Here is a 20876-nt window from a genome sequence, read left to right on the forward strand (position 1 = left end):
ACCGCCATGATTGCGCTGTCATGCGCCTTGTTATTTACCGGGTGCGAACCGCTCCCCGGTCCGCGCCCGGCGCAGGATTGCCATCAGCAGCAACAGCGTCACCAGCGGCCCGACCTGCGGGAAATGGCCCGCGTGATTCGCGCTCAGGACAATCGGCAGCAGCCATGCCACCACCAGGATCTCCCGCTCCCATTCCCTCCAGCCACGCGTCACCCCCTCGACCGCCAGACCCGCAATCGCGAGCCCCATCCAGGTAAGCTCGTAGTACCAGACGTATGGGCTCACAAGCAGGGTGGCCGCCGCCACTGCGGCAATACGCAGCGCAGTCGAATTCCGGCCGCGCCAGACCTTGATCAGAGCCCAGATCGCGAAGCCCGCGCCCAGGCCGTGGGCCAGGTACGCAATCGCCACCGGCGCCCCGGCGCGGCGCATCATGGCAAAGAGCGTCGGGCAATAGCGCCATCCAAACTCCCCCTGCTCCAGCACCGTCTGCCTGAAGTGCGTGCCGATATCCAGGAACGTGGGTACGATCTGCCATCCCCATAGGGCGATGCTGCAGGCAGCCATTGCCGCAGCGGTCGCGGCAGCGGTAAAGAAGGTCTTCCATGCACGGTCTGCCACCAATGCCAGCGGCAGCATCAGCGCCAGCTGCGGCTTGATGCACAGCAAGCCGATCAGCAGGCCAGACAGGACTGGCCGGGTTTTCAACTGGATCAGCGCCCACGCCGCCACGCCCGCGGTCAGCAATGAGTTCTGCCCGATCATGGCAGCCTCGTGGATTCCCGGAAAAGCCAGCACGGGCAGCCACACCACATGGCGCGGCACGCCTGGCAAGGACAGGATCCTGAGCACCGCGGCGATATACATGACGGCCGTGCCGCCGATGAAGAGCAGATAGCTCGCTGCAAACGGCAGCAAGGACAGTGGCATCACAAACAACAGGAAAGTCGGGGGATAGACCCATGGCAGGAAGAACTGCCCCTCTCTCTCAACTGCGCCGAAAGCCGCAATGACAGGTGCCAGCTTGTGGTAGTCATAGACCGCGGCGGCCTGCCCCTTGATGGCCAGGTACGACGCACTCCAGAACGCCGAGAAATCCACGCCGGGGCGGCCCATCGCATCCGTGGTGAAGCCGTGCGTCCTGAAGGCCCATATCACGATCAGCGCGCCGTATACGATCAGCATGGCAACGCTGTAGGCCCTGAGACGCTCCAGGTCCAGCCAATGCCGCGACATCACTGACCCCGGCGTTGCTGCCGGGCTATGGTCCAGGCTCATCGCTCCCCAACCCCCTGATATTCTGTGGCAGCGCCGGCCTGTGTTCTTCTTGGCAATGCAGCGGCGATGCATCGATGTACTGGCTCCATTCTGGTCAGGCGCCCACTGATGTACAAGCAGAACCACGGCCCAGGGCGAGGCGCTGGAATCTGGCTTGTGCAAGCGTTTCCAAACTGAATCACGACCCGCTTCGACCGCAATCCCGCGAGCCATTACGGTTCTCCCTGCATTGACACCGGCGCAGCTGGTCCGCGGCGACGGCGCGCGTTTCCCCGCTGAAACGTTGGCCATCGGATGGCTTACTCCCTGCGACGCCTCGCGCGCGGAGGCCCGGCGGCGGCATTGCGTGTCGGTCTCAGCCAAATGCACTGTGTGCCGCGCGCTCCGACTCATACTTTTGGCGCAAGGATGGCCGCACGTGCGCGCTGCCTCGCATGCAAGCGCGGGCTTCAAAGAATTAAGCACGATTCGTCGTGGAAACGGGAGCACGGGCACGTTGTCGCCAGCCCAGCAAGGCGCGCACCCAGCCGGCGCCATCTCCCCGGGAAACAAGGGCATTTTCGGCAATGGCGCGGTTATTGCGACTGCCCGTCAACTGCGCCCCCGGCGGCGGCAGGCCAGCCGCGCGCCTTTCCTACCTGATCCGGATGGGTAACCACTACAGCCACCGCGAGACGCCATGAAAACCATTACGACCTGGGTGGAGACGAACAGCAGGGAAAGCCTGCTCCAGCAACTCGCTACGAAGCAGTGGTTCTGGCTCGCCCTCTTCGGACTCAGCCTGTTCTCGATCCTCTCATTTATCGGTGGGCGGTTGCTGGTGGATGCCGACACGTTCTGGCACATCGCCGCCGGCAAATGGATCCTTGCCAACCATGCAGTGCCAGCGACCGATCCCTTCTCGTTCTCTTTTCATGGCGCGAAATGGGTTCCGCATGAGTGGCTGGCCGAAGTCATCCTTGGCGCATCCCATGCCTGGCTCGGCTGGACCGGGCCGGTGCTGGTCACCGCGCTGGCGACCGCCGTCGCGCTGACCATGCTGTTGCGGTTCCTGCTGCGCTATATCGAGCCGCTGCATGCGTTCGCCGGGACCGCCCTGGCCTTCCTGACGCTGGCCCAGCATCTGCTCGCCCGCCCGCATGCGCTGGCCTGGCCGCTGATGGTGATCTGGGCCGCCCAGCTTGTGCTGGCGCGTGAGCAAGGCAAGCGACCCAGCCTGTGGCTGCCGGTCGTCATGCTGGCCTGGGCCAACCTGCATGGCAGCTTCCTGCTCGGTATCGGGCTGGCCGGCGCACTGGCCGTCGAGGCCATCCTGGCTGAAGGGCATCCACGCCGGAGCGCGCAGGCATGGGCACCGTTCCTGGCACTGACCGTGCTCGCGGGCCTGCTGACACCGAACGGCGTGGACGGCCTGCTCTTCCCCTTCCACGTTTCCGGCATGGGCTTTTCGCTCAGCATCATCAGCGAATGGAAGGCACCGGACTTCCGCCTGATCCAGCCAATCGAGCTGTGGCTTGGCTTTGTGCTGTTCGGCGCGCTCTACTTCGGGTTCCGCCTGCCTGCGACCCGGATCCTGATGTGCTTCGGGCTGGTTCACCTTGCCCTGGCCTTCGCGCGCTATGCCGAACTGCCGGGGCTGCTGGCCCCGCTGTTGCTGATGCCCAGCGTCGGCCCCCAGCTACGCGCAGCCATCCGTCCGGAAATCAAGCCGCGCCTGTCATCACGAAGTATTCGAATCATTACCGCGTTGTGCATGGCACTGTTCATGGCCAGCATCGCCTTCCTTGCCAAAGGCATCCAGCACGACCAGGGCCGGATACAGCCCCGTGAGGCCGTCGACGCGGCCATGGCGGCAGGTGCCGCCGGGCCGGTCTTCAATAGCTACAACTTCGGGGGCTACCTCATATTCTCCGGCATTGCGCCGCTCATCGACGGCCGCGCCGACCTCTATGGGGACGATTTCGTGCGAAGGTATATGGCAGCCTATTCCGGCGATGCCAAGATCCTGCAGGCCCTGATGCAGGAGTACAAGGTCCGATGGGCCGTTCTTGAGCCCACAAGCCCTGCATCAAAGCTGATCAATGGCTTACCGAGCTGGCGAAAAGTGCATGAGGATGCCAATGCCGTCGCCTACGTCCGCGAACAATAGGGCCGTCACCCGCACGCCCGTGCCCGTTCCCGTTCCCGGCTAGCAGGCAGCGCGCGCCGCACCTTGCGGCATGGCAGGCGTCCCGGTGCCCTGCCTGGCCGTGGCGGGCCACGCCATGGCGCGCTGCATGGCCGCAGGCAGCGTTGGCCTGAACTTCCGTGCTCATGCAATGCCCCGGTCCGCAGGGCGCGTCGCTACACAACCTATAGCGCAGCCCCAGCGGCCATCGGCAGCGAGAGCTGCCCTGATCCCCCCATACCTGCCACGGCTCTCATCCTCGCGAACTCCAATCGCGATGCACACCCAATCCCCGCAGCGTCGCCCCCCCGGCAGGCCGTCGACAAGACGCGAAGCCTGCGTGAACCGCAAGCCTTGTCGCGCAGCTCCCCTTCGCAAGTCGGTTGCGCGCGCACGCCTGCGAATGCAGCGAAGAACAGCCATCCCACATGCCATGTTTCGAAGGTGAATCACGCGGCCGCGCGGGCCTGCAGCCCCCTGCACACAAGGGTTTGCAGGGACTGCCTGTGGAACCTGCCGGCACTCCAGCGGCCCTGGCGTACTTCGCAATGTTTCGATCCGGAAACGTTGCCTCGGCAGAAGACGCTCTCATCCGTCAGTCTGGCCGTCACCGGAAAAAGGGAGCGAAGCAGCCAGGAGGACTACCGACTGCGACGAATGCCGAACCTCGGCGCGAACGCTGCCTCATGCTTTTGGATGAAGTTTTTGCCCTGTTTCACCAGCGCGGCCCACGTGAGCACGTCACGCGATCTAGAACATCCGTAGCGGGGTCCGGAATGGCTTGCAAGACCCGCGTTTCCACCCAGCAACGAAGCGTGGCCGAAAAGCCGCCTGCAGGCCCGCCGAGTCTGTGGCCAGCGCGCATCGCTACCCGCAAACCCTTGTGGCACAACGGTTTGCGCTGGCCTGGCCTGGCGTTTGCCTATGTCAGGCACGCGGCACCGCAGTCCTGACTGCCGCGATGCTGGCGCAACGTTCGCCGGCATCAGATTCAAAAATACGGGGAGCCTCACCATGCCAGTCGCACATCAACCTGCGATGCCACACCGGAATATCGGCCACGCTGCTGCTGCCAGAGGCACCAGCAGCGCGCCGTTCCGTTGCATGGCTCGCGCAGGCCATGTGCAGCACGCCGCGCGGTGCATGCATGCGTCGGCACAACGCCGGCTGCAGTCACGCAACCCGCACGGTGTGCACGGCGGTCCCGGCCTGTGGCCGTTCCATGCATGCGCTATCTGCGCACCGCCCTGCTTCCGGACTTCCAGGCATTGATATCCGGTGCCAGTGTTGCCTTATCCGCAGTTCGTAGTCCTGCAGTGCCTGTTCCCAACCCAAGGAGTTAGTCATGCAAAACCTGACCACCATGCTGAAGCAATTCATCCGTGATGAAGACGGTGTGACCGCCATTGAATACGGCCTCATTGCCGCACTCATCGCAGTTGTCATCATCGTGTCGGTTCAGACGATCGGCACGAAGCTGAACATCATCTTCAAGTACATCGGCGACACCCTCACCAACGCCGCACCGGCCTGATAGTCGACCCGCACGCATGGCCGCCCTGTTCCGGGGCGGCCATGCGGCACGCACTCCCGCCCGACAAACAAACACAGACACCGGAGACGCCAAATGCCAAAGTTCTTCGCCAGGTCAAGAGATTTTCTGCGCGACGACCAGGGTGTTTCCGCTATCGAATACGCCTTGCTTGGCAGTCTGATCGCCATGGCAATTGTCCTTTCCGTGGCCACGCTCGGCGATGCCGTGGAAGCCATGTACGAGTTGATCGCCTCCAAGTTGCCTTGATCCATCCGGCCAGCGCACGCCCCAGACACCACCCAAGCCACCAGCCACTAACGCCATGCAAGCCGCCACCGCCCTCGCCCCCCTCGTCGGCCCCGCCACGATCGGCATCGTGCTGACAGCCGCGGCCATCGACCTGGAGCAGCGCCGCATTCCCAACTGGCTGACCTTTGGTGCGTGGATCGCTGCGCTGCCTGCAATGGCTGCCATTCATGGCCTGGCCGCCGGCTCGCTGGCGTGGCTCTATGGCTGGACGATGGGCCTGGCGCTGTTTCTGCCCTTCTACCTGATGCGCGGCATGGCGGCCGGCGACGTCAAGCTGATGGCAGCGGTGGGCGCCTGGCTCGGCGTCAGCATGGTGCTGAAGATCGCGCTGGCAACCTGCGTGATTGGCGGGGTCTGGGCACTGATACAGGTGCTTATCACAGGGCAGGGGCGCTCGACCCTCGCCCGAGTGGGCCACATGCTGATCGCCGCCCTGGTGCCTGGTTCACGGCCGGTACAACCTGAAGCCGGGGCCTCCGCCGGCTCCATGCCTTACGGCGTAGCGATTGCCGCCGGAACGCTGACCATGCTTTTTGCCAGCACATGACACCAGCCACAAGCGACACAACGCGCCGACCAGTCACGGGCGCCTGCAGGAACGAGAACACACTGAACAGCGAACAGGGGACGGCAATGAACGAGCATCACGACTCAGGCCACGCACCACGGCTCCTTGAGCCCGTCGCGACCGGCAGGAATGGCCATGCCGAGCATGGCACGCTGCCGATGCCGCCCTGGCACGTGCTGCCGCGCACGATTGCCGATACCGGCCTGGAGATCGCACAGTTGCTCGGGCTTCTGATGAAGGCCGCTTACCAGCACCGCACCGTCACGCTGGCAGTACTGACCGAAACGCTCAAGCTGCCGGCGCTGGTAGTCAATGACATTGCGGCCGTCGCCGTGCGCGAGCGCCTGCTGGAGATCGCGCACCGCGGCGCCAGCGACCTGGACGTGCGCTTCCGGCTCACTGACGCCGGCTATACCCGCGCGGCGGAAGCCTCGGCACGCTGCAGCTATGTCGGCACGGCGCCGGTCACGCTGGATGCGTACCTCGATGCCGTCAAGCGCCACTCGGTCAACCACGCTTCCGTGACCAAGGCGGACGTTACCGCCGCCTTCCATGACCTGGTGATTCCGGTCCATCTGCTCGACGCCATCGGCATGGCGTTGAACACCTGCCGCGCGCTGATGATCTACGGCCCGGCCGGCAGCGGCAAGACCTACCTGGCGCAACGGCTAGGCACGCTGTTGCCCGGTGCTGTGCCGGTGCCGCATGCCATCACCGTGGCCGGTGAAATCATCCAGGTGTTCGATCCGCTGGTCCATGTGCCGTTCGACGACAGCGAAGCGTCGCTGGCGCACCGCTCGCTGGACCGCCGCTGGGTCCTGTGCCATCGCCCGGTAGTGCTGTCTGGCGGCGAGCTGACGCTGTCCATGCTGGACCTGCGCTATGACCGCATCTCCGGCTTCTACCAGGCGCCCCCTCACATGAAGGCCAACAACGGCATCTACATCATCGATGACCTGGGCCGCCAGCTGGTCGGCGTCAGCGACCTGCTGAACCGCTGGATCGTGCCGCTGGATCGCAGCATTGACATGTTCACGCTGCAGACCGGCGTGCGCTTCTCGGTGCCGTTCGATGTCTGGCCAGTGTTCTCGACCAACCTCGAACCGTCGGAGCTGGGCGACGACGCCTTCCTGCGCCGGCTTGGCAGCAAGCTCTATGTGGGCCCCCTGTCCGTGGACGACTACCGCGAGGTCTACCAGCGCACCGCCGCTGACTTCGGGCTGGCCAGCACGGATGCGATGTTCGATTTCCTAGTCGACAGCCTGCACTATGCCAGCGATACACCGCTGCTGGCCTGCATCCCGCGCGACCTGCTGCGCCTGGTGGACTCGGGCGTGCGCTACCACGGCCATGCCGCACAGGTTACCGAGGCAGGCCTGCTGTCTGCATGGCAAGGCTACTACGGGCTGCGCGCTTCGGCCGACGCGATGCCATCGCTGGGCGCTGGCCATCGATGGTCGGATGACCGTCGCGCCGCAAGCTGAACTGCACCACACCATCGGACCACTGTAGGGGGAGAATCATCATGAAAAACACACGCGCAATCCTGATGCTGCTGATTGCCCTCGTCGCCGGCGTGGCGGCAGTGGTATCGGCGTCGCGATGGCTGGTCCAGCAGTCGTCCAGCTCGGTCAGGCAGGTGGTCGTCGCCGCCAACGACCTCAACCTCGGCCAGCCGCTCAACGGCAGCCAGCTGCGCATGGTCAGCTGGCCGACCGGCAGCGTGCCGCCCGGCGCGTTTGAAGACATGAAGGCGCTGGAGGGCCGCGTGGTCCGCACCAGCCTCCAGCGCGGCGAGCCCGTCATCGACGCCAAGCTGGCGCCGGTGGGCACCAAGGGTGGCTTGTCCGCCGTGATCAATGACGGCAAGCGCGCCATCACGGTCCGCGTCAACGACGTGGTGGGCGTGGCCGGCTTCGCGCTGCCGGGCAACTACGTCGACGTGATCGTCAATACCAACGAAGAAGCCAAGACCGCGCAGAGCGGCAGCATCTCGAAGATCGTGCTCGAGAAGATCCTGGTGCTGGCGGTAGCGCAACAGGTCAGCCGCGACGACACCCAGCCCAAGGTGGTCAATGCGGTGACGCTGGAAGTCACGCCCGAACAGGCCGAGAAGCTCGACGTGGCACGCAGCGTGGGCACCCTGTCGCTGGTGCTGCGCAACCAGCTGGATGTGGCCGACATCAACACCGGCGGCGCCACCAAGGGAACACTGCTTGGCAAGACACCGGAGGCACCGGCCAAGGTGGTGACCAAGACCGAGACGCGCACCGTAGTCAAGACTCGCACGGTGGCGGCGGCGCCCGCACGCTCGGGCAACTGCATCGGCGTGCTGGCAGGCATGCAGGGCGGCGTCGAGTGCTTCTGAGAACCTACGCCAGGCATCCAACGAATTCTGAGCTGCAACACAGCCTCTCCGGGGGGAGATTCAAAATGAACCAGAAACGATCCGACGCTGCTGGCGGCACCCGCATCCTGGTGCTTGCCACCATCCTCTGCACACCGCTGGCCGCCGCAGCACAGGCCGCCATCGAGGCGGGCAACCTGACCAAGGCGACCGCACCGGCTGCCGCCAAGGCCCCGCAGGGCCCGATGCAGATGACCATCAGCATGACGCCCGGAGCCGCCGCGCCGGCCCCGTCGGCGCCGCCCTTGACGTCCGGGGACGCGCGCGGGCCCAACTGCACCGGCGCGATCCGCAGCGAATCCAGCGTGATGGTGGCAGTCGGCAAGTCTCAGCTGATCACGCTGCAGGAGCCGGTGCGCAACCGCACGCTGGGCAATCCCAACGTCGTGCAGGCCACCATGGTGTCGCCGCAGACGCTCTACGTACTGGGCCGCGCGGTGGGCACCACCAACATGATCGTGCAGGGCCGCAGCGGCTCTTGCAGCATCATCAACGTGGTGGTGAATGCCGACGCTGGCGGGCTGCAGACTTCGCTGGGGCAGCTGTTGCCCGGCGAGCCCGGCATCCGCGTGATGACGGCGGCGGACAACCTGGTGCTAACCGGCAGCGTCACCAACGCCCAGGCGGCGCAGCAGGCCATGGATATCGCCCAGGCATACGCCAACGCCGCACAGGGCGACGCCGCCAAGAAGGGCGGTGTGCTGAACATGCTGTCGGTGGATACACCGCAGCAGGTCATGCTGGAAGTGAAGGTGGCAGAAGTTTCCAAGACGCTGCTGAACCAGCTCGGCTCAGCGGTGAACCTGCAGGGCGGCTTCGGCTCCTGGACCGGCGGACTGGTGACATCGCTGCTGACCGGCGCCTCGGCGGCGTTCTTCGGCAGCAAGGCCAACAACCGGCCGTTCGACATCGCCATCGATGCCCAGAAGAACGACAGCCTGGTCAAGATCCTGGCCGAGCCGAACTTGGTCACCATCAGCGGCCAGGAAGCCAGCTTCCTCGCCGGCGGCAAGATCTATATCCCGGTGGCGCAGGCCAATGTGCTGAACGGTGCCGGCACCGTCACGCTGCAGGAAGAAGAGTTCGGCGTGGGTCTGAAGTTCACGCCCACAGTGTTGGCCAACGGCCGCATCCACCTGAAGGTAGCGCCGGAAGTGTCCGAACTGTCGCCCACGGGTGCCACCGTGCGCGGCGGCTCCCTGGCAGGCCAGACCGTGCTGCCGGTGATCACCACCCGCCGCGCCTCCACCACCGTGCAGATGCGTGACGGCGAGAGCTTTGCCATCGGCGGCCTGCTGACGGACAGCGCGCGCGGCTCGCTCAAGGCGGTGCCGGGTGCCGGCGAGGTGCCGGTGCTGGGCACGCTGTTCCGCAGCACGCAGTACCAGCAGGACCTGACCGAACTGGTGTTCATCATCACGCCGCGCCTGGTCAAGCCGATGCAGACCAACAACTACCCGCTGCCGACCGACAGCTTCTCCACGCCCAACCCGCTGTCGCTGTACTTCATGGGCAATATGGAAGGCGACGGCAAGCGTGTGCCGCAACCCGCGCCGGCACCGTCGCAGCCCGCCGCACCGGCCGCGGCGCCCGCCACGCCGCCCACGGCACCGCGCAGCGAAGGCACGCCCAACACCTCGGTCTCGGCCGTGCCGAATGGCAAACCGCTGGATGAGCCTGCGCCGGGTACGCGGGAACCAGTTGCCGGCGCCAGCAAGCGCCCTGCCCTGCCAGCCCCTGCGCCCGCCCGCAACACGGCAGCCGCGCCGCCGGCCGAGGACACCACCGCGCGCATCGCCCGCATCGAAGCCACCGCCGCCCGCCTGGCCCAGGCCAGGGCCGCGGCTACGGCCGGCCGCACCGTATCGGGCGGCAACTGATCCGCCGCGCCACCAGCAGAACCGGAGAACGACCATGAACAAGACACTGAAGCTTTCGCGCGGCGCCGCCGTCCTGGTGCTCGGCAGCCTGGCCTGCCTGGGACTATCGGCCTGCATGACCTCGACGCCGGTGTGGGACGGCCAGCGCGGCGTGGCGCTGGCCACCGTCACGCAGCTGCAGATCATCAATCCCGACGCGCCTGCCGGGCTGCCCACTGTCACCGGTACCGATGGCAAGACGGCTGTGGCAGCGATGAAGAACTTCGACCGTTCGCTGTCAGGGAGCCAGCAAGGCGGCGCACCCTCCATGACGATCGACTTCGGCGCCGGCGGCTATGGCGGCGTGGGCATGGGTGGCAACGGCCGCTGAGCACCAGAACCGCGGGAGACCATCATGTCTACATCGGGCTTCACACGATCCAGGCTGACGCGGCGCGCGCATCAGCGTGGCGCGGTTGCCATCATCGTGGGACTGTCGCTGGCTGTGCTGATCGGCTTTGTCGGGCTGGCGCTCGATCTGGGCAAGCTCTATGTCACCAAGAGCGAGCTGCAGAACAGCGTCGATGCCTGCGCGCTGGCTGCCGCGCGCGATGTCACCGGGGCCACGCCGCTGCTCGTGTCCGAGGCGGCCGGCCTGGCCACCGGCACGAGCAACGCTGCCCTGTTCCAGGGCAAGCCAGTGGAAATGTTCGAGAACCTCAACGTCTCATATAGCGATACATCTGGCAGCACCTTCTACACCAAGAACAACATTCCGTTCTCGCTCGACAAAGTGAAGTACGTGAAATGCACCGCCGAGCGCAAGGATATCGCCCACTGGTTCATCCAGATGCTCAACCTGCTGCCAGGGATCGATATCAAGGCCAGTACCGTCAATGCCATGGCCGTCGCCACCACCACCAGCGCGCAGACCGCCTGTGCCATCCCGGTCTATGTCTGCACGCCGTCAACGGCGAATCCGCCGAAAACCGCGTACAACCGGGGCGACTGGATCAAGTCCAGGGTCGATCCGAGCAGCGACCCATACGGTCCCGGCAGTTTTGGCTGGGCCGACCTTTCGCCTCCGGCAGGCGGCGCTTCCGAACTGGCCGACCTGCTTGCCGGCAGCGGACAGTGCGATCTGCCGGTAGTGGGCTCCAAGGTGGGCGAGCCAGGCAGCATCGCATCGCTGATCGCAGCGTGGAATACCCGCTTCGGGATCTATACCGGCTCTTACAAGGGACCGAACGATGGGGCACCCGACTTTACTGGTTATGCCTACACCCTGACCACATGGAATGCGCCAAATGGTGGCAACGCCTACGCTGACTTCATTCAGAAGCGGGGCACCAACGATCCCTACCAGACGGATGCGAACAGTGGCTTGCAAACCAAGGGCACGCCCTCAACCAAGCCAGTGCATCAGGCCGGCGCCGACCGCAGGCTGGTACAGGTGCCGATAGTGGACTGCACTGAGCTCGCCACGGCCAAACAAGCTGCGGTGGTCTCCTGGGCCTGCATGCTGATGGTCGAGCCAATGCAGGAACAGAGCGCAAAGGCTGCAACCAGTCTCGAATACCTGGGGGACTCGAAGGACCCCACCAGTCCGTGCGCGACCCAGGGTGTGCCCGGGTCCAGTACGGGTGTGGGCCCTCGTGTGCCGGTGCTGGTGCAATAGGAGCGAATCATGGCGCAATGCAGGCAGCGCAGGAGCAGGGCGCGCGGGGCGGTCGCGGTGGAGTTCGCACTGGTCCTGGTGCCCTTGCTGATGCTGGTGACCGGGGTGGCCGAGTACGGGCGCGCCATCTACCAGTACAACGCCCTGACAAAGGCCACGCGCGATGCGGCACGCTTCCTGTCGCAATACGCGCCCAGCGAGCCGAATTACCCAGTGGATCAGGCCAAATGCATCGCCGTCTATGGCAAGACCACCTGCGGCGGCGCGGCACTTGTGAACGGCCTCAGCCCGTCAATGGTAGTCGTCTGTGACCGCGTTGACTCGAGCGGCTGCGGCAGCAAGCAGTTTGCCAACGTTGCCATCTACGAGGGCGGCAACAGTTCAAACCCGCCGGCAGGCACCATCAATCTGGTTGAGGTGAAGATCTCGGGCTTTACCTACTCGCCAATGCAGTCCTACCTCAATGTGGGAGCCCTGGCGTTCTCCGATATCGCAACGGTAATGAGGCAGGTGCTATGACTCCGATCCGTGCCATGCGCCCGCGTTCACGCCAGGCCGGCGCAACCGCCGTCGAATTCGCCCTGGTTGCCAGCATCTTCTTCATGCTGCTGATCGGCATTGCCGAGTTCTCCCGCGTGCTGTTTTACTGGAACACCGCCGGTGAGGCCACCCGGCTGGGTGCACGCATCGCGGTGGTGTGCGACACCACGGACACCACCATCAAGACCAAGATGACCAAACTGATGCCCCTGCTGCAGGCCACCAATATCCAGGTCGCCTATGAACCAAGCGGCTGCGACGCCGACCCCGACAGCGCGCGCAATTCCTGCCGCTCGGTCACCGTCAGCGTGGCCAACGTCTCGGTCAAGACCTTTATTCCGGTCGTTCCGATAACGGTGTCGATGCCTTCGTTCTCCACCACGCTGCCGCGGGAGAGCCTGGACTCTTCCACCAGCGGCCCGATCTGCAACTAGCGCGCATGAACCAGGAGCACACCATGCTCAGAATTCTGATCGTTTCCGAAGACGCCGAGCGGCTGGCCGAGATCAACCGGCTCAGCACCGTGGTCGGCAACTTCCAGGCCATGACGCTGCAGGAGGGCCTGGCGCGTTTCCCGTTCCATGCCAGCCGGCTGCGCATGGCCGACCTGCTCATCCTGGAACTGCCTGCCATCAATGCCCCGCAGATGCAGGCCATCGAGAGCCTGCGCCAGCAGCACCCTGAACTGCCCTGCATCCTGATCACGCAGGCGCCCAGTTCCGAGGTGCTGATCAAGGCCATGCGTGCCGGCATCCGCGATGTGCTGTCGTGGCCGCTGGACAAGGGGCAACTGGCCGAGGCGCTCAAGCGCGTGGAATCCGGCCACGTGCCGCGTGCGCAAGAGACCGCACAGGTAATTTCGGTGATCTCGTGCAAGGGCGGCGCGGGCACCAGCTTCGTGGCGGCCAACCTGGGCGATGCGCTGGCCCGGCACCTTGACAAGCGCGTGCTGGTGGTGGACCTGAACCGGCACTTCGGCGACCTGACCTATATCGTCAGCGACAAGACCCCGCCCTCCACGCTGCCCGATATCTGCAGCCAGATCGACCGTATGGATGCCGCCTTCCTGGAAGCCTGCCTGGTGCATGTGGACAACGGCTTCGACGTGCTGGCGGGTGCGGCCGATCCCATCAAGGCCAGCCAGATCCAGAAGGACAAGCTGGAGTGGATCCTGTCGGTGGTGCAGCCGGCCTATGACTTCGTGATCTTCGACCTGGGCCAGAGCATCGACCCCTTGTCGATCGGCATGCTGGACCACAGCGACCGCATCTGCGTGGTGGCCGAACCAGCAATCTCCTTCGGGCGGCCGGGCCGTCGGCTGCTCGATATCCTGCGTGCGCTGCACTACCCCACCGACAAGGTCCGCCTGGTGCTGAACCGCACCGGCCGCAAGAACGAGATGCCGCGCGCAACGATGGAGGAGATCTTCGGCATGAAGGTCGCCTTTACCCTGCCCGACGACTCCGCCGCCGTGGATGAGGCCGTCAGCCACGGCGAGCCAGTCGCCAAGCTGAGCCGGCGCAGCGCCATGGCGCGCGCGCTGCAGGCCATGGCCACGCAGTTGTGCACCACACCGGAAGCCGAGCGGCGCAACCGCGTCGAAGCGGTATCACCGCTGCGCAGGCTGATGCTGCGCGCGCGGAGCACCTGAATACCCTGACGACGGCCAGCCAGGGCGGCGGCCAACCGAAGCCGATAACGAGGAGTTGATCATGTCCATTCGCGAACAGCTGGCCAATGCCGGGCCCGCCTTCACTGCCAACGGCCACGCCGCAATCCAGTTTGCGACCTCGGCAGCCTCCGTGTCGGGTGGCTACCACCAGCTCAAGCGCGACGTGCACGAGACCGTGCTGGACCGTGTGGAGCTGGAGCGGCTGGCGCGCTATCCGCAGGAGCAGGTGCGGCAGGAGATCGCCGCGCTGGTCAACCTGATCATCGACGAACAGAAGGTGTTGCTCAACGACAACGAGCGGCGCCAGCTGACGGTAGAAATCTACGACGAGATGTTCGGTTTCGGCCCGCTCGAGCCCCTGCTGCAGGACCCCACCGTGTCGGACATCCTGGTCAACACCGCACGCCAGACTTATGTGGAGCGGCGCGGCAAGCTGGAACTGACCGACGTGGTGTTCTACGACGACGCACACCTGATGAAGGTGATCGAGAAGATCGTGTCGCGCGTGGGGCGCCGTATCGACGAGACCAGCCCGATGGTCGACGCACGCCTGCCCGACGGCTCGCGCGTCAACGCCATCATCCCGCCCTCTGCCATCGACGGGCCGCTGCTGTCGATCCGCCGCTTTTCCGTGAATCCGCTGCAGGTGTCCGACCTGGTGAACCTGCGCAGCCTGACGCCGCCGATGGCGCAGCTGTTGCAGGCGCTCTCGCAGGCCAAGGTCAACGTGCTGGTGTCGGGCGGCACCGGCAGCGGCAAGACCACGCTGCTGAACATCCTGTCGGGCTTTATCCCGGAAGACGAGCGCGTGGTCACCATCGAGGATGCGGCCGAACTGCAGCTGCGCCAGCCCCATGTGCTGCGGCTGGAAACGCGCCCGCCCAATATCGAAGGCAAGGGCGAGATCACCCAGCGCGCCCTAGTGCGCAACGCGCTGCGCATGCGCCCCGACCGCATCATCCTGGGCGAAGTGCGCGGCGGCGAGGCGCTGGACATGCTCAACGCGATGAACACCGGCCACGAGGGCTCGCTCACCACCATCCACGCCAACACCCCGCGCGACGCGCTGACGCGCCTGGAGAACATGGTCAGCATGGCCGGCCTGACCATGCCGGCCAAGGCCATGCGCCAGCAGATCTCCTCGGCCATCACGGTGATCGTGCAGGCGGCGCGCATGACCGACGGCCGGCGCAAGATCATCAGCATCCAGGAGATCACCGGCATGGAGGGCGACATCATCAACATGCAGGAGATCTTCACCTTCCAGCGCACGGGCGTGGACAAGGATGGCACGGTCCGCGGCAATTTCCGGGCCACCGGGGTGTATCCCAAGTTCGCCGAGCGGCTGCGCGTGTTCGGCGTGGGGCTGCCGGACGAGACCTATGACCCGGCCAAACGCTTCGAAGTCTGATCCGCCTGGCGCGATACAACAACAAGCAATCCCGGGGAGCTACACATGAGCACGATCTTCTACGCCTTCGGCATCCTGCTGTTCGTGGCCGTGGTGCTCTGCGTCGAGGGCATCTACCTGTGGTGGAGCAACGCCCATGGCCCCGCGGCCAGGCGCATCGAGGCGCGGCTGCGGGCGCTGTCGGCAGGCGGACATGTCAGCGCGGAACAGCTGTCGATCCTGAAGAAGCGCATGCTGGCGGGCTCGCCGCGCTTGCAGAAGTGGCTGATGAGCGTGCCCCGCGTGGGCAGGCTGGACCGGTGGCTGGAGCAATCCGGCAGCACCTGGTCGGTGGCGCAGCTGCTGGGCTACTGCGCGATGGTGGCGCTGTGCACGGTGGCACTGATTCCGCTGCTGCCGATACCGGTACCGCTGGTGCTCGCCGGCGCGGCGCTGGCCGCCATGCTGCCGGTGCTTCATGTGATGCGCCTGCGCGGCAAGCGGATCAAGCAGATGGAGGCACAGCTGGCTGATGCCGTCGACATGATCAGCCGTGCCCTGCGCGCCGGGCACTCGTTCAGTGGCGCGCTCGGCATGGTCGGGCAGGAAATGAAGGCCCCGATCGGGCCGGAGTTCCGCACCACCTTCGAGGAAATCAATTACGGCGTGGCGCTGGACGAGGCCATGACCAACCTTGCCATCCGGGTACCGGTGGGCGACCTGCGCTATTTCGTCATCGCGGTGCTGATCCAGCGTGAAAGCGGCGGCAACCTGGCGGAGATCCTCGACACCATCGGCACAATGGTGCGCGAACGGCTGAAGCTGTTCGACAAGATCCGCGTGCTTTCGGCGGAAGGCAAGCTGTCCGCGTGGGTGCTGGGCCTGCTGCCCTTCTGCACTGCCGGACTGATCCTGGTGGTCAATCCGGGCTTCATGAACGTGCTGTGGGAGGACCCGCTCGGCTTGCGCATGATCGGCGGCGCAGTGGTATCGATGACCTTCGGCGTGCTGTGGATGCGCAAGATCATCCGAATCCGGGTCTGAAGGCGCAACGCACGGTACCGGTACATGCAGTGCTCGAAGAAGCAGGGCTTGGACAGCCATCCTGACGGGAGTCCATCATGCAAGGCATTATCCAGGGGTTTCAGGCAGACCAGTTTGTCGTGCTCGCGCTGATCTTCGTGGCGGCGTTCGGCACGGTGTTCGGGGTGCTCTACGTCTTCTCGCCCAACCGCCTGCGCGGGCGGGCGGAGCAGATCGCAGGCCAGGCGGGCCAGCTCGGGGCTGATCCTGGCAAGCGGAATGCGCTACTCGAAAAGCTGGTGCAATGGGCGCAACCGGTATCGCGACTGTCACTGCCCAAGGAAGGCTGGGAGGGCTCGCAGCTGCGCGTGCGCTTCATGAACGCCGGCTGGCGCAATGCCAGTGCCGCACCGCTGTACTTTGCGGCCAAGACCGCTCTGGCGGTCGCCCTGCCGATGATCGGGCTGCTGGCAGCCGCCGGCCAGTCGGGGCTGCAAGACCGGAACATCATGTTCGCGTTGTTGGCAGTACTTGGTGCAATCGGCTACTACCTGCCCAACGTCGTTCTCGCACGCAAGGTCGCGCAACGCCAGCGTACGGTGTTTGAAGAGTTCCCGGACGTGATCGACCTGCTGACCGTCTGCGTGGAAGCCGGCCTCGGGCTCGATGCGGCATTGATGCGTGTGGCCGACGAGCTGGCGCTGCGCTGCCCCGTGCTGGCCGATGAGCTCCAGCTGATGCTGCTGGAGCTGCGCTCGGGCTTCTCGAAGGAAAAGGCGCTGTCGAACCTGTCGCTGCGCACCGGCGTGGACGACGTGGACAAGTTCGCCTCCATGCTGATCCAGGCCGACCGCTTCGGCACCAGCCTGGGCGAGTCCCTGCGCGTGCTGTCCGACATGCTGCGCACCAAGCGCCGCATGCGGGCCGAGGAGCAAGCCGCCAAGATCGCGCTCAAGCTGCTGTTCCCGCTGATCTTCACCATCTTCCCGTCGCTGCTGCTGGTGCTGCTCGGACCAGCCTTTATCCAGATCTATCGCGTTCTCCTGCCGACCATGGCCGGACAAGGAGGGTAATACTTCCGGGAAACCGCGATCGTTTCCCCCGGCTGTCTCCCGGTGCAATGCCGGCTAGACAGTCACTTGCCCGGACCTGGTTCCGGGCTTTTTTGCTTTTCGGCGGGATCCGCGGGACTTGACCAGACGGGCTGGCTTCTTAAGAATGCAGGCAACCGCCCGCCGCCGTAGCGGCCCATACAGCGAGCCCCATGCGCCTCCGGAGTCTCCATGAAGCTACGCATCCTGAGCGACCTCCACATCGAGCACAACATGCCGCAGGCCGTGCCCGCCTGCGATGCCGACGTCGTGGTGCTAGCCGGCGACATCGCCAACGGGCGCGACGGCATCGACTGGGCCGCGCGCACCTTCAGCCAGCCGGTGATCTACGTGCCCGGCAATCACGAATACTACGAAAGCAACTTCGATACCGTGGATCGCCTGATGGCCGAAGCCACCGAGGCGCACCCAGGCATACAGGTGCTCAATGGCACAGTGGCCGAATTCAACGGCGCCCACGGACGGGTACGCATCATCGGCACCACCTGGTGGACTGACTACACCCTGTTCGGGACTGACCGGCGCGATGACGCGATGCAGGCTTGCGCGGCGGTGATGCTGGACCACCGGCTGATCGAACTCCACGGCGACGACGGCCGTGCGCGCCATTTCACACCCCAGGACGCGCTGGCGCGCCACCAGGCCGCGTCGGCCTGGCTGGCGGCGCAGCTGGCGCTGCCCTACGATGGCAAGACCGTGGTGGTTACGCACCACGGCCCTGACCTGGGCAGCCTGGACCCGCGCTACTCGCACGACCTGGTCTCCGGCGGCTTCCTGTCGCGCCGGCCCGACCTGGTAGCAAAGGCGGACCTGTGGATCCACGGACATACCCACACCAGCTTCGACTACTGCATCGACGATTCGCGCGTGGTCTGCAACCCCCGCGGCTACGTCAGCCGCCGCACCGGCGAGCTGGAAAACAAGCGCTTCGACTGGTGCTGCGTGGTCGAGGTCTGACCTGGCGGCTCGAGCGCGAGACCGCTGCGGCGCCCCAAAGAAAAACCCCCGCGGGCTCGCGCCCGCGGGGGTTTTTCAAGACAGCCTGCCCGTGAGGGCAGTCGGTCGGCAATGATTTACATCATGCCTTCCATGCCGCCCATGCCGCCCATGCCGCCCGGCATTGCCGGAGCCGACTCTTCCTTCGGCGATTCGGCAACTGCGCAGTCCGTGGTCAGCATCAGCGAAGCCACCGAAGCGGCGTTCTGCAGTGCGGTGCGGGTGACCTTGGTCGGGTCCAGCACGCCCATTTCCACCAGGTCGCCGTACTCGCCCGAAGCCGCGTTGTAGCCGTAGTTGCCCTTGCCTTCGATAACCTTGGCAACGACCACCGAAGCTTCTTCACCGGCGTTCAGCACGATCTGGCGCAGCGGCTCTTCCATGGCACGCAGCACGATCTTGATACCGGCGTTCTGGTCGGCGTTTTCGCCGGTCAGTGCCGAGATCGCAGCGCGGGCACGCAGCAGGGCCACACCACCGCCGGGGACGATGCCTTCTTCCACCGCAGCGCGAGTGGCGTGCAGGGCGTCTTCCACGCGGGCCTTCTTTTCCTTCATTTCGACTTCGGTGGCAGCGCCAACCTTGATCACGGCAACACCGCCGGCCAGCTTGGCCACGCGCTCTTGCAGCTTCTCACGGTCGTAGTCCGAGGTCGCTTCTTCGATCTGGGCGCGGATTTGCTTGACGCGGCCTTCGATCGCACCTGCGTCGCCGGCGCCGTCGATGATGATGGTGTTTTCCTTGCCGATCTCGATGCGCTTGGCCTGGCCCAGGTCGTTCAGGCCAGCCTTTTCCAGCGTCAGGCCGATTTCTTCAGCGATGACGGTGCCGCCGGTCAGGATGGCGATGTCTTCCAGCATGGCCTTGCGGCGGTCGCCGAAGCCCGGGGCCTTGACGGCGGCGGTCTTCAGGATGCCACGGATGTTGTTCACCACCAGGGTCGCCAGGGCTTCGCCCTCGACGTCTTCAGCGATGATCAGCAGCGGGCGGCCGGCCTTGGCCACTTGCTCCAGCACCGGCAGCAGGTCGCGGATGTTCGAGACCTTCTTGTCGAACAGCAGCACGAACGGGTTGTCCAGCTGGACAACCTGCTTTTCCGGGTTGTTGATGAAGTACGGCGACAGGTAGCCGCGGTCGAACTGCATGCCTTCCACGACTTCCAGCTCGTCGGCCAGCGACTTGCCGTCTTCAACCGTGATCACGCCTTCCTTGCCGACCTTGTCCATGGCTTCGGCAATGCGCTCACCGATCGAGGTGTCGCTGTTGGCCGAGATCGCGCCAACCTGGGCGATTTCCTTGCTGGTGGTGGTGGGCTTGCTGACCTTCTTCAGCTCTTCCACGGCGGCGGCAACAGCCTTGTCGATGCCGCGCTTCAGGTCCATCGGGTTCATGCCGGCGGCAACGAACTTCATGCCTTCGCGCACGATCGACTGGGCCAGCACGGTTGCGGTGGTGGTACCGTCACCGGCGTTGTCGCTGGTCTTGGAAGCGACTTCCTTGACCATCTGGGCGCCCATGTTCTGCAGCTTGTCCTTCAGCTCGATTTCCTTGGCCACGGACACGCCGTCCTTGGTCACGGTCGGGCCGCCGAAGCTGCGCTCCAGCACCACATTGCGGCCCTTCGGGCCCAGAGTCACCTTAACTGCGTTGGCGAGGATGTTCACGCCTTCAACCATCTTGGCACGTGCGGCGTCGCCGAACACTACGTCTTTAGCTGCCATTCTTGAATCTCCTGAAATCTGTACGGGTGGCGGTCAGTCGGTGAATTACTTGTTCACCACGGCCATGATGTCTTCTTCGCGCATGACCAGCAGTTCCTGGCCTTCCACCTTCACGGCCTGGCCGGCGTACTTGCCGAACAGCACGCGGTCACCGACCTTGACGTCGAGGGCGATGTTGTTGCCCTTGTCATCCTTCTTGCCAGGACCGATTGCCAGCACTTCGCCTTGATCGGGCTTCTCGGCAGCGTTGTCGGGAATCACGATACCGGACGCGGTCTTGGTTTCGTTGTCCAGACGCTTCACGATCACGCGGTCGTGCAAAGGACGCAGATTCATACGGACTCCTAGATACAAAGTGAGTTTTTAATCACAATTCGGCCGGCTACCGAGGCGACGGCCGTCTGAAATGTTCAGGTGCCGCAAGGGGCGCTTTCATGCTGTTAGCACTCACCCCCGGCGAGTGCTAATTATAGGGACGGGGTATGGCCATTTCAAGACAGGGACTTAATACGGGTTTTCCCTTGGATGTGAAATTCTCGTGGGAAATGGCCTTGGAGAGCCACTGAAAGAGGAGCTTTAGCCACTTAATGTGCATTTGCCGCTCCGTGTAATTTCGACCAAA

General features: G+C 64.9%; 19 protein-coding genes. 16 read left to right on the forward strand and 3 right to left on the reverse strand.

Annotated features, from left to right (window positions below; translation table 11 throughout):
- Positions 1-30: 30 nt before the first annotated feature.
- The gene (locus tag AC3WL8_RS23170) at positions 31-1641 is read right to left on the reverse strand and encodes a glycosyltransferase family 87 protein (RefSeq protein ID WP_492378895.1); all 1611 of its coding nucleotides are present in this window, start codon (positions 1639-1641) and stop codon (positions 31-33) included.
- A 316-nt stretch (positions 1642-1957) separates the two neighbouring features.
- Here AC3WL8_RS23170 and AC3WL8_RS23175 point away from each other — a divergent pair, with 316 nt between their 5' ends.
- The 16 genes from AC3WL8_RS23175 (at position 1958) to AC3WL8_RS23250 (ending at position 18494) form a co-directional block, all read left to right on the forward strand.
- Positions 1958-3427, forward strand: a complete 1470-nt coding sequence (locus AC3WL8_RS23175; protein WP_492378896.1) for a hypothetical protein — start codon at positions 1958-1960, stop codon at positions 3425-3427.
- A gap of 1363 nt (positions 3428-4790) precedes the next feature.
- Positions 4791-4979, forward strand: coding sequence for a Flp family type IVb pilin (locus AC3WL8_RS23180; protein ID WP_013955771.1), 189 nt, complete (start codon positions 4791-4793; stop codon positions 4977-4979).
- Positions 4980-5072: 93 nt separating this feature from the next.
- The gene (locus tag AC3WL8_RS23185; RefSeq protein WP_211980798.1) at positions 5073-5246 is read left to right on the forward strand and encodes a Flp family type IVb pilin; all 174 of its coding nucleotides are present in this window, start codon (positions 5073-5075) and stop codon (positions 5244-5246) included.
- Positions 5247-5301: 55 nt separating this feature from the next.
- Positions 5302-5835 (forward strand): A24 family peptidase, encoded by a 534-nt coding sequence (locus AC3WL8_RS23190; RefSeq protein ID WP_211980797.1) that lies wholly within the window; start codon positions 5302-5304, stop codon positions 5833-5835.
- A gap of 86 nt (positions 5836-5921) precedes the next feature.
- Positions 5922-7340 carry a DUF8689 domain-containing protein gene (locus AC3WL8_RS23195; protein ID WP_211980796.1) on the forward strand — a complete coding sequence of 473 codons (1419 nt, stop codon included), beginning with the start codon at positions 5922-5924 and terminating at the stop codon, positions 7338-7340.
- Between the two features lie 41 nt (positions 7341-7381).
- The gene (gene cpaB, locus AC3WL8_RS23200) at positions 7382-8224 is read left to right on the forward strand and encodes a Flp pilus assembly protein CpaB (protein WP_013955767.1); all 843 of its coding nucleotides are present in this window, start codon (positions 7382-7384) and stop codon (positions 8222-8224) included.
- A gap of 65 nt (positions 8225-8289) precedes the next feature.
- Complete coding sequence (locus tag AC3WL8_RS23205) at positions 8290-10143, forward strand: type II and III secretion system protein family protein (protein ID WP_211980795.1); 1854 nt, start codon at positions 8290-8292, stop codon at positions 10141-10143.
- Positions 10144-10177: 34 nt separating this feature from the next.
- Complete coding sequence (locus AC3WL8_RS23210; protein ID WP_211980794.1) at positions 10178-10513, forward strand: hypothetical protein; 336 nt, start codon at positions 10178-10180, stop codon at positions 10511-10513.
- A gap of 24 nt (positions 10514-10537) precedes the next feature.
- Complete coding sequence (locus AC3WL8_RS23215; RefSeq protein ID WP_211980793.1) at positions 10538-11800, forward strand: pilus assembly protein TadG-related protein; 1263 nt, start codon at positions 10538-10540, stop codon at positions 11798-11800.
- A 9-nt stretch (positions 11801-11809) separates the two neighbouring features.
- Complete coding sequence (locus AC3WL8_RS23220; RefSeq protein ID WP_211980792.1) at positions 11810-12319, forward strand: TadE/TadG family type IV pilus assembly protein; 510 nt, start codon at positions 11810-11812, stop codon at positions 12317-12319.
- Positions 12316-12774: a TadE/TadG family type IV pilus assembly protein gene (locus tag AC3WL8_RS23225; protein WP_211980791.1), complete on the forward strand. Its 459-nt coding sequence runs from the start codon at positions 12316-12318 to the stop codon at positions 12772-12774. The genes AC3WL8_RS23220 and AC3WL8_RS23225 overlap by 4 nt, the downstream gene beginning before the upstream one ends.
- A gap of 23 nt (positions 12775-12797) precedes the next feature.
- Positions 12798-13991: a CpaE/TadZ family protein gene (locus tag AC3WL8_RS23230; RefSeq protein ID WP_211980790.1), complete on the forward strand. Its 1194-nt coding sequence runs from the start codon at positions 12798-12800 to the stop codon at positions 13989-13991.
- 61 nt (positions 13992-14052) lie between these two features.
- Positions 14053-15423, forward strand: a complete 1371-nt coding sequence (locus AC3WL8_RS23235; RefSeq protein WP_013955760.1) for a TadA family conjugal transfer-associated ATPase — start codon at positions 14053-14055, stop codon at positions 15421-15423.
- Between the two features lie 45 nt (positions 15424-15468).
- Positions 15469-16446 carry a type II secretion system F family protein gene (locus tag AC3WL8_RS23240; protein ID WP_013955759.1) on the forward strand — a complete coding sequence of 326 codons (978 nt, stop codon included), beginning with the start codon at positions 15469-15471 and terminating at the stop codon, positions 16444-16446.
- Between the two features lie 77 nt (positions 16447-16523).
- Positions 16524-17498, forward strand: a complete 975-nt coding sequence (locus AC3WL8_RS23245; protein ID WP_013955758.1) for a type II secretion system F family protein — start codon at positions 16524-16526, stop codon at positions 17496-17498.
- 210 nt (positions 17499-17708) lie between these two features.
- Positions 17709-18494, forward strand: a complete 786-nt coding sequence (locus tag AC3WL8_RS23250; protein WP_211980789.1) for a metallophosphoesterase — start codon at positions 17709-17711, stop codon at positions 18492-18494.
- A 116-nt stretch (positions 18495-18610) separates the two neighbouring features.
- On the opposite strand, the gene groL is transcribed toward AC3WL8_RS23250, so the two are convergent.
- Together groL and groES are read right to left on the reverse strand one after the other, a co-directional pair.
- Entirely contained in the window at positions 18611-20254 is a 1644-nt protein-coding gene (gene groL, locus AC3WL8_RS23255) for a chaperonin GroEL (RefSeq protein WP_013955756.1), read from the reverse strand.
- A 45-nt stretch (positions 20255-20299) separates the two neighbouring features.
- Complete coding sequence (gene groES, locus AC3WL8_RS23260; RefSeq protein WP_010813047.1) at positions 20300-20590, reverse strand: co-chaperone GroES; 291 nt, start codon at positions 20588-20590, stop codon at positions 20300-20302.
- Positions 20591-20876 lie beyond the last annotated feature (286 nt).

It is taken from the genome of Cupriavidus sp. FW305-F7, from assembly GCF_058782875.1.